Annotated in this window: 6 protein-coding genes; 2 read left to right on the forward strand and 4 right to left on the reverse strand. The window is 64.4% G+C overall.

Translation table 11 applies throughout. The features are described 5' to 3' along the window. The 3 genes from AAFM29_RS15270 to AAFM29_RS15280 all read right to left on the reverse strand — a co-directional run. Positions 1-2,513, reverse strand: a 2,513-nt coding sequence (locus tag AAFM29_RS15270; RefSeq protein WP_341713643.1) for an ATP-dependent DNA helicase, incomplete at its 3' end; no start/stop codon positions are given. Positions 2,514-2,596: 83 nt separating this feature from the next. After that, entirely contained in the window at positions 2,597-2,995 is a 399-nt protein-coding gene (cueR, locus tag AAFM29_RS15275) for a Cu(I)-responsive transcriptional regulator (protein ID WP_341713644.1), read from the reverse strand. Continuing rightward, a complete protein-coding gene (locus AAFM29_RS15280) occupies positions 2,992-5,352 on the reverse strand; it encodes a heavy metal translocating P-type ATPase (RefSeq protein ID WP_341713645.1) in 2,361 nt (786 codons plus the stop codon). The genes cueR and AAFM29_RS15280 overlap by 4 nt, the downstream gene beginning before the upstream one ends. A 313-nt stretch (positions 5,353-5,665) precedes the next feature. Here AAFM29_RS15280 and AAFM29_RS15285 point away from each other — a divergent pair, with 313 nt between their 5' ends. Together AAFM29_RS15285 and AAFM29_RS15290 are read left to right on the forward strand one after the other, a co-directional pair. Next, a complete protein-coding gene (locus AAFM29_RS15285; RefSeq protein ID WP_341713646.1) occupies positions 5,666-7,288 on the forward strand; it encodes a lysine--tRNA ligase in 1,623 nt (540 codons plus the stop codon). After that, positions 7,285-7,824, forward strand: a complete 540-nt coding sequence (locus tag AAFM29_RS15290; RefSeq protein WP_341713647.1) for a DUF1003 domain-containing protein — start codon at positions 7,285-7,287, stop codon at positions 7,822-7,824. Before AAFM29_RS15285 ends, AAFM29_RS15290 begins: the two co-directional genes overlap by 4 nt. Positions 7,825-7,828: 4 nt before the next feature. Here AAFM29_RS15290 and AAFM29_RS15295 read toward each other — a convergent pair. Then, positions 7,829-8,135, reverse strand: a 307-nt coding sequence (locus AAFM29_RS15295; protein WP_341713648.1) for a 2OG-Fe(II) oxygenase, incomplete at its 5' end; no start/stop codon positions are given.

An 8,135-nucleotide genomic window follows, 5' to 3' on the forward strand; every position in this document is an offset into this window, starting at 1 on the left:
TCATAGCGCTGCGCGCCACCCTCCTGCTCGGCCGCAGCGGCGCGGCGTGCGCGGTGGAGGATGGTCGGACGTGGCCAGGGCACGCTTTCCATCACCACGCAGCGCAGCGAATGCCCGGGGACGTCCACCCCGTCGCGCAGGGCGTCGGTCCCCAGCAGGCTGGCACGCGGGTCGTCACGGAAGATGTCGGTCAGCGTGCCCGTGTCGATCGGATCGACATGCTGTGCGTAGAGCGGCAAGCCATTGCGCGCGAGCCGATCGGCAATGCGGCCATAGACCGCTCGCATCCGCCGGATCGCGGTGAACAGGCCCAGCACGCCGCCGTCGCTCGCCTCGATCAGCCGTGCATAGGCGCCGGCGAGGGCGGGGATATCGCCCTTGCGGATATCGGTGACGATCAGCACTTCGGCGCGCGCTGCATAGTCGAACGGACTCTCCGCCTGCGTGGTCCGGGGCTTCAAGTCGAGATGCAGCGCACCGCTCTTGGCGATGGCATGCGCCCAGTCGGGGCCCGCCTCGTCGCGATCGGTCAGCGTGGCGCTGGTCAACAGGACTCCATGGGCCGGTTCGAGCACGGTCTTGGCAAACGGCTTCATCGGATCGAGCCAGTGGCGATAGAGCCCGACGTCGAATTCGCGCGCATCGTTGCGGTCGACCGCCAGCCAATCGACGAATTCGGGATCGGCGGGTCCGCCAAGCCGCCCAAGCAGTGCCTCCCATGCGGCGATCAGGTCGATGCGCCAGGCCAGCGAATGTCGCGCACCTTCGATCCGTGCCCGACCCTGGCTGTCGAGCCAGTCGGGCGCGTCCTCGAGCACTGCCTCGAGCCGCCCTGCCAGCTTGAGTAGCGGCTTGCGGATATCGGCGAGAGCTTCGGCGGCGGTGGTGGCAGCCTCGACCAGTTCGCCCGGGAGCTGCGAGGTTTCGGTCTCGATGCCGTAACCGGCTTCCTGACCGCTTTCGTCACGGGCGTAGGTGACTGCGCGCACCTGCGCGAGCAGCGCTTCGAGCGGGCCGAGTGGTGTGCCTTCGCCGATGCGGCCAAGCCAGCCTTCGGAGGGGAGGGCCTGCGCTGCTTCCACCGCGGCCTCGACGGCCTCGCCGCCTGCATCGTCATAACTCGCGACATCTGCCAGCCGCGCGGCAAGGCCCCGGCGCCGACCGCGGCTGGTCTTTTCCGGGCCGATGATCCAGCGGCGCAGCTCGATCGCCTCGGCCCCGGTCAGCGCGGCGGAAAAGGTGGAATCGGCGGCATCGAAGACGTGGTGACCCTCGTCGAACACGATGCGGGTGGGACGATTGGCGGCATCGCGCCCGCGTGCGGCGTTGACCATTACCAGCGCGTGGTTGGCGATGACGAGGTCGGCCTGCGCGGCGGCGCGGGCACTGCGCTCGATGAAGCATTTCCGGTAATGCGGGCACCCGGCATAGACGCATTCGCCGCGCTGGTCGGTCAGGGCGGCGATCCCGCGCTTGCGGAACAGCGTGCCGAGCCAGCCGGGCAGGTCGCCGCCGATCATGTCGCCGTCCTGCGAATAGGCGGCCCAGCGCGCCACCAGCTGCGCCATGATCGCGGGGCGCCCGGCAAACCCGCCTTGCAGCGCGTCTTCGAGATTGAGCAGGCAAAGGTAGTTTTCGCGCCCCTTGCGCACCACCACCGGCGGCGAGCCATCGGGGCGAGTGGCGGGCCAGGCCCGCGTGCTTTCGCGTCGCAGCTGCCGCTGGAGGTTCTTGGTATAGGTCGAAACCCACACAGTGCCGCCCGACAACCGCGCCCACAGCGAGGCGGGGGCGAGGTAGCCGAGCGTCTTGCCGATGCCGGTCCCGGCCTGGGCGAGGAGGATATGCGGACGCCGCTCGCGATCGCGCGGGGCGAAGACGCTGCCGGCATTCTTCGAGAAATCGCGCTGACCTTCGCGCCGTTCGGCCCCTTCGCCCGTCAACCGTTCGAGCTGGCCTTCGATCTCGGCTTCCTCGATCAACACCTGCTGCGGCTGGGGGCGATCCGGGGTTTCTTCCCATTCGGGCAGCTTCGAGAACAGCCATTTCTCCGCGGTTTGCGGTTGGCGGACATGGGGTGCAATTACTCCCGCCCAGGGCCAGCGCAGCCGGGCGAGCGATTGCAGCACGGACCAGGCGCCTTCGCGCTGTTCCCATGCCTCGCTCTCGCATGTTGCGACCAACGCGCCCGCTGCCTGCTGCAGCAACAGCGGGACTGCAGCGTCGTCCGTCGGTTCTTCCAGCCCCAGAGCATGGGCGAGCCCCTTGGGCGTCGGCACGCAGAATCTCGCCGGATGGACGAAGGCGAACAGCTCGAGCAGGTCGAGGCCCGAAAGGTCCGGATACCCCAGCCGGCTTGCCACCAGTGGGGCATTCATCATCAGCAACGGAGTGTCCGCTGCGGCCATGACCGCCTCGCCCTTCGAGCATCCGCGCGTGCCGCCATTGGCATCGCGCAGCCACGTTCCGGCGTGGCTGGCGTGCAGCGAGGGGAGGGGCAGGGGAGCGCTCACGTGCCGACCATGCGAGGGCCGGAACGCAAAGTAAACACGGGCGAATTCGACGTTGGGGGTTGCGTCGAGCCCATCCCCGGCAATTACGATGGTTTCTGTTCGGAGATCTTCTCGATGATCGGGCAATCGGGCCGGTTGCCACCCTGGCACTTGCTCGCGAGGTCGAGCAGGGCGCTGCGCATCGCGGCAAGTGCTTCGGATTTGCGCCCCAGTTCATCCGCACGCGCCAGGGCAAGCGCCTTGACGTCGGCGCTTGTGCGCTGGTCGTTGCCCCACAGGCTCAGCAACTCACGGATTTCCTCGATCGGGAAGCCGAGATCGCGGGCATTGGCGGCAAACCGCAATCGTTGGACATCGGCGTCGGAATAATCGCGATAGCCTGAATCCCGCCGCGCTGGCGGCGGGATCAGTCCAATCGTTTCGTAGTGGCGTATCATCCGTTCGGACACGCCACTGGCCCGTGATGCCTTGCCGATATTCATAGCTTCACCTGGTTTAGACGCAGCGCATTGCCGACCACGCTGACCGAGGAAAGCGACATGGCTGCTGCAGCGATGATCGGCGACAGCAGGATCCCGAAGATCGGATACAGGACACCCGCCGCCACCGGCACGCCAAGGGCGTTGTAGAAGAAGGCGAAGAACAGGTTCTGCCTGATATTCTGCATCGTCCTGCGGCTCAGCGCGATGGCTGCAACGATTCCGTTGAGATCGCCCTTGAGCAAGGTGACGCCTGCGCTTTCCATTGCCACGTCGGTTCCTGAGCCCATGGCGATACCCACGTCGGCCGCGGCCAGCGCAGGGGCGTCATTCACGCCGTCCCCGGCCATGGCCACGACCTTCCCTTCACTGCGCAGCCGGGCAACAACCTCGCCCTTGCGGTCGGGCAAGACATCGGCTTCGACCTCGGAAATTTCGAGGCGACGGGCGACCGCTTCCGCCGTCGTGCGATTGTCGCCGGTCATCATGACGATCCGGATGCCTGCTCTCTTAAGCGCGGCAAGCGCTGCCGGAGTGCTGGGCTTGATCGGGTCAGCGACCGCCAGAACGCCGGAAATCTTGCCGTCGACGGCTACGAAGATAGCCGTAGCGCCATCGCCACGGAGGTCCTCTGCGGCCATTTCCATCGCTTCGATTGCAACGTCGATTTCGTGCATGAAGCGGGCGTTGCCCAAAGCGACCTTGTGGCCTTCGACTGTACCCGAAGTTCCCTTGCCCGTTGGAGCGTCGAAATCGGAGACGCTCGGGATGTCGATCTCGCGATCGAGTGCGCCTTCGACGATCGCCTTCGCCAGCGGATGCTCCGAAGCTCGTTCGACAGCTGCCGCCAACCGCAGGAGGTCGTTCCCTTCCCATTCGGGTGCAGGGACGATGCGCGTAAGCGCGGGTTTGCCCTCGGTGAGGGTGCCGGTCTTGTCGACCACAAGCGTGTCGACCTTTTCCAATCGTTCCAGCGCGGCTGCGTCCTTGATCAGGACGCCGAGCGAGGCCCCGCGACCAACACCGACCATGATCGACATGGGTGTGGCCAGTCCCAGCGCACAGGGGCAGGCGATGATCAGCACCGCCACCGCGGCGACGAGGCCGTAGGTAAAGCGCGGCTCCGGTCCCCAGATAGACCATGCGGCGAAGGCCAGGATCGCTACCGTCAGGACCACCGGCACGAACCAACCTGCCACCTGGTCAGCCAGGCGCTGGATGGGTGCGCGCGATCGCTGCGCTTCAGCCACCATCTGGACGATGCGGGACAGCATCGTGTCGCGACCAACGGCTTCTGCACGGATGATCAGCGAACCGGTCTGGTTGATCGTTCCGCCAATGACATGGTCACCCACTTCCTTGGACAGCGGCATGGATTCGCCGGTGACCAGCGCCTCATCAAGGGTCGAACGCCCTTCCTCAACCTTGCCGTCGACGGGAACCTTTTCGCCCGGCCGAACGCGCAGGAGATCGCCAACCATGACGTCTTCCAGCGGCACTTCGGCTTCAGACCCATCATCGCCAAGGCGATGGGCCGTCTTGGGAGTGAGTCCAAGCAGGGCCTTGATCGCGCCGGAGGTGCGTTCGCGGGCGCGTAGTTCGAGCACCTGCCCCAGCAGGACCAGGACCACGATAACCGATGCGGCTTCGAAATAGACCGGAACCATTCCGCCCGGTCCCCTGAAGGTTTCCGGGAAGGCGTTCGGGGCCATCAGCGCAACGACGCTGTAGAGCCAGGCGATGCCCGTTCCCATCGCGATCAGCGTGAACATGTTGAGGTGTCGGCTGACCAGTGATGCCCAGCCGCGCTCGAAGAATGGCCAACCAGCCCACAGTACCACCGGCGTGGCGAGTGCGAACTGCAGCCATGCCGAACGGTCCATCGGCACCAGCTGATGCAACGCCGGGAACAGATGGCTTCCCATCTCCAGGACAAAGACCGGCAGGGCCAGGACCAGACCGATCCAGAACCGTCGCGTCATGTCCAGCAGCTCTTCACTGGGGCCGGTATCTGCAGTGGCGATCTCCGGCTCTAGCGCCATCCCGCAGATGGGACAGGCGCCGGGGTGATCCTGCCGAATCTCGGGATGCATGGGGCAGGTCCACATGGTGCCCTCGGGCACCGCATCCGCTGTCACATCGGCCCGTGGTTCGAGCCAGCGGACCGGATCGGCCTTGAACTTCGTCAGGCAGGATGCGCTGCAGAAATGATAGTCCTGCCCCGCGTGCTGCGTGTGATGGGGGGTGGTATCGGGATCGACGGTCATGCCGCAGACCGGATCGACCGCTTTGGCTTCATGCTGTGCCGGGGCATGCCCATGGTGGCACCCGCTATGATCGTGGTGATGATGCGAATTCATCGGCTTTCTCCTTTGCCGATGTGTGAAATGCACCTTTACATCATGTCAGGGTCAAGCACAATTTTTGGCCAGGTCGCGAATTGCCGGCGGGGTCCTGTCCTACAGCATCTGGACCCCTTAGAATTAGCGTCATGCATATCTCCAGATCCACGCCCGCGAACTCTCGGATCGAAGTTCGGGCAGCAAGCGCCAGATTTGTTGCCAGGACCGTGTTCCATGTGTTCCATCGGGCCGGGTTTTTCGGGCACAGTTCCAACATCGGTCCAACACTTCGCACTTGCGAAAGCGCGGTCTTGCGGCAAAGGCACTCCGCATGAGCATGACTGATTTGATCGAAGCTGCACGCGTATCCAAGGCCTGGCCGTTCCAGGAGGCGCAGAAGCTTCTCAAACGCTATCCCGACGGCGTGAAGCCGGACGGGTCGCCGGTCCTGTTCGAGACGGGATACGGCCCTTCGGGCCTGCCGCATATCGGCACCTTCCAGGAAGTCTTGCGCACCACGCTGGTCCGTCGCGCTTTCGAAGCGCTGATCGGGGCGAAGCCCGAAGACGGCAAGACGCGGCTGGTCGCCTTCTCCGACGACATGGACGGCTTGCGCAAGGTGCCCGACAATATCGAGAACAAGGCGGTGCTTGAGGCAAATCTCGGCAAGCCGCTGACGCGCATCCCCGATCCCTTCGGCACACACGAAAGCTTCGCGCACCACAACAATGCCCGACTGCGCGACTTCCTCGATCGCTTCGGTTTCGAATATGAGTTCGTCTCGTCGAGCGACGAGTACAATTCTGGTGCCTTCGACGATGCGCTGCGCCAGGTGCTGCGCAGGAACCAGGCAATCCTCGACATCATGCTTCCCACGCTGCGCGAGGAGCGACGCAAGACCTATTCGCCGGTTCTCCCGGTATCCCCAACCAGCGGCAAGGTGCTGCAAGTGCCGGTCGAGGTGGTCGATGCAGAGGCCGGGATCGTTCGTTTCACCGACGAAGACGGCTGTGTGATCGAACAATCGGCGCTGGGCGGCATGTCGAAGCTGCAATGGAAGGTCGACTGGGCGATGCGCTGGTATGCGCTGGGCGTCGATTACGAGATGTGCGGCAAGGACCTGACCGATAGCGTTACGCAGTCGGGCCGGATCGTGCAGGTACTTGGCGGGCGGAAGCCCGAGGGCCTGATCTATGAGCTCTTCCTCGACGAGAAGGGCGAGAAGATCTCCAAGTCGAAGGGCAATGGCCTGACAATCGAGGAATGGCTGACCTATGGTTCGGAAGAGAGCCTGGGTTTCTATATCTTCCCCAATCCCAAGAGCGCCAAGCAGCTCCACGTGGGCGTGATCCCGCGCGCGGTCGATGACTACTGGCAGTTCCGCAGCACCTTGCCGACGCAGGAACTCGACAAGCAGCTGGGCAATCCGGCGTGGCACCTGCTTCGCGCCAATGGCGGTTTCGAGGCTGAGGAAGCCCCGGGTGCGGGCGATAGCCTGCCGGTGACCTATGGCCTGCTGCTCAACCTTGCGAGCGTGCTGGGCACCGAGGCAACCGAAGCGAATTTGCGCGAGTATCTTGAAAGCTACATCGGTGCGGGCAAGGTAACGCACGAGCTCGAGGCGCTGATCGCGACCGCGGTGGCCTATACTCGCGACTACATCGCGCCGACACTGCACAAGCGGGCGCCGGTTGCCAATGAGGCCGCGGCGTTGAAGGTGCTCGACGCCTTTCTCGCTACGGCTGCTGCGGATACCAGCGCGGAAGACCTGCAGACCGAAGTCTATGAGATCGGCAAGCGTGAGGAGTTCGGCTTCGACAACCTGCGCGACTGGTTCAAGGCTCTCTACGAGACGCTGCTCGGGTCCTCGCAAGGACCGCGAATGGGCAGCTTCATTGCGCTTTACGGCATCGCGAACAGCCGCAAGCTGATCGCGGAGGCGCTGGCGCGATGAACGACGCCGAGCAGATCGAGCGGCTGGCCAAGGAGTTGCTTGGCCGCTCGCTCGACGAGCTCGACATCGAGGAGCAGGAGGTCCTCTCTCGCGTCGCCGCGGGGACCTATATCGGGATCGATGCCTCGGAAGCGGCGCAACTGCACGCCACTTTTGGCGAGCGGATGGCCGACAGGGTGGCCGCGATCGGTGGTAGCTGGGCCTTCATCATCGCCTTCGGCGTGGTGCTGTTCACCTGGATGCTGATCAACAGCGAAGTGCTCGGTGCGCTGGGGATCAAGCCCTTCGACGGCTACCCCTTCATCTTCCTCAACCTGATCCTGTCTATGCTGGCGGCGATCCAGGCGCCGATCATCATGATGAGCCAGAACCGCCAGGCGGCGAAGGACAGGATCGCGGCGCGGCACGATTACGAGGTCAATCTCAGGACGCAGCTCGAAATCCTGCGCCTGTCGCGCAAGGTCGATCGCCTGGTGCGGATCGCCATGCGTACGGCGAAGGAAGTCGAAGAAGAACTCTCGGGCGACGCCGACTGACGCGTCAGCTGTGCTTGCGCGTGCGGTACCACTTGGTCAGCACGTATTTGCTGCCCTTGATCACTGGGGTCCCGGCGTGGAGCGTGCCTTCGTTCGGGACCCCCTCGGACGTGGCATTGTTCCACACCATCAGGACGCCCGGCTTGGGTTCGATCGAGGCACCCACTTCGACGAAATGGGTATGTCCGCCTTCTTCGACTTCGTTGAGGAAGGCCATCGCCGTCCAGCAGCGCTGGCCGCCCCGGTTGCGCTCCATCTTCCAATATTCCTGGTCGGTGTAGAACCAGTCGTTGTGCGGCTTGAATTCCTGC

The sequence above is a fragment of the Erythrobacter sp. genome (assembly GCF_038133525.1).
Classification (GTDB): domain Bacteria; phylum Pseudomonadota; class Alphaproteobacteria; order Sphingomonadales; family Sphingomonadaceae; genus Qipengyuania.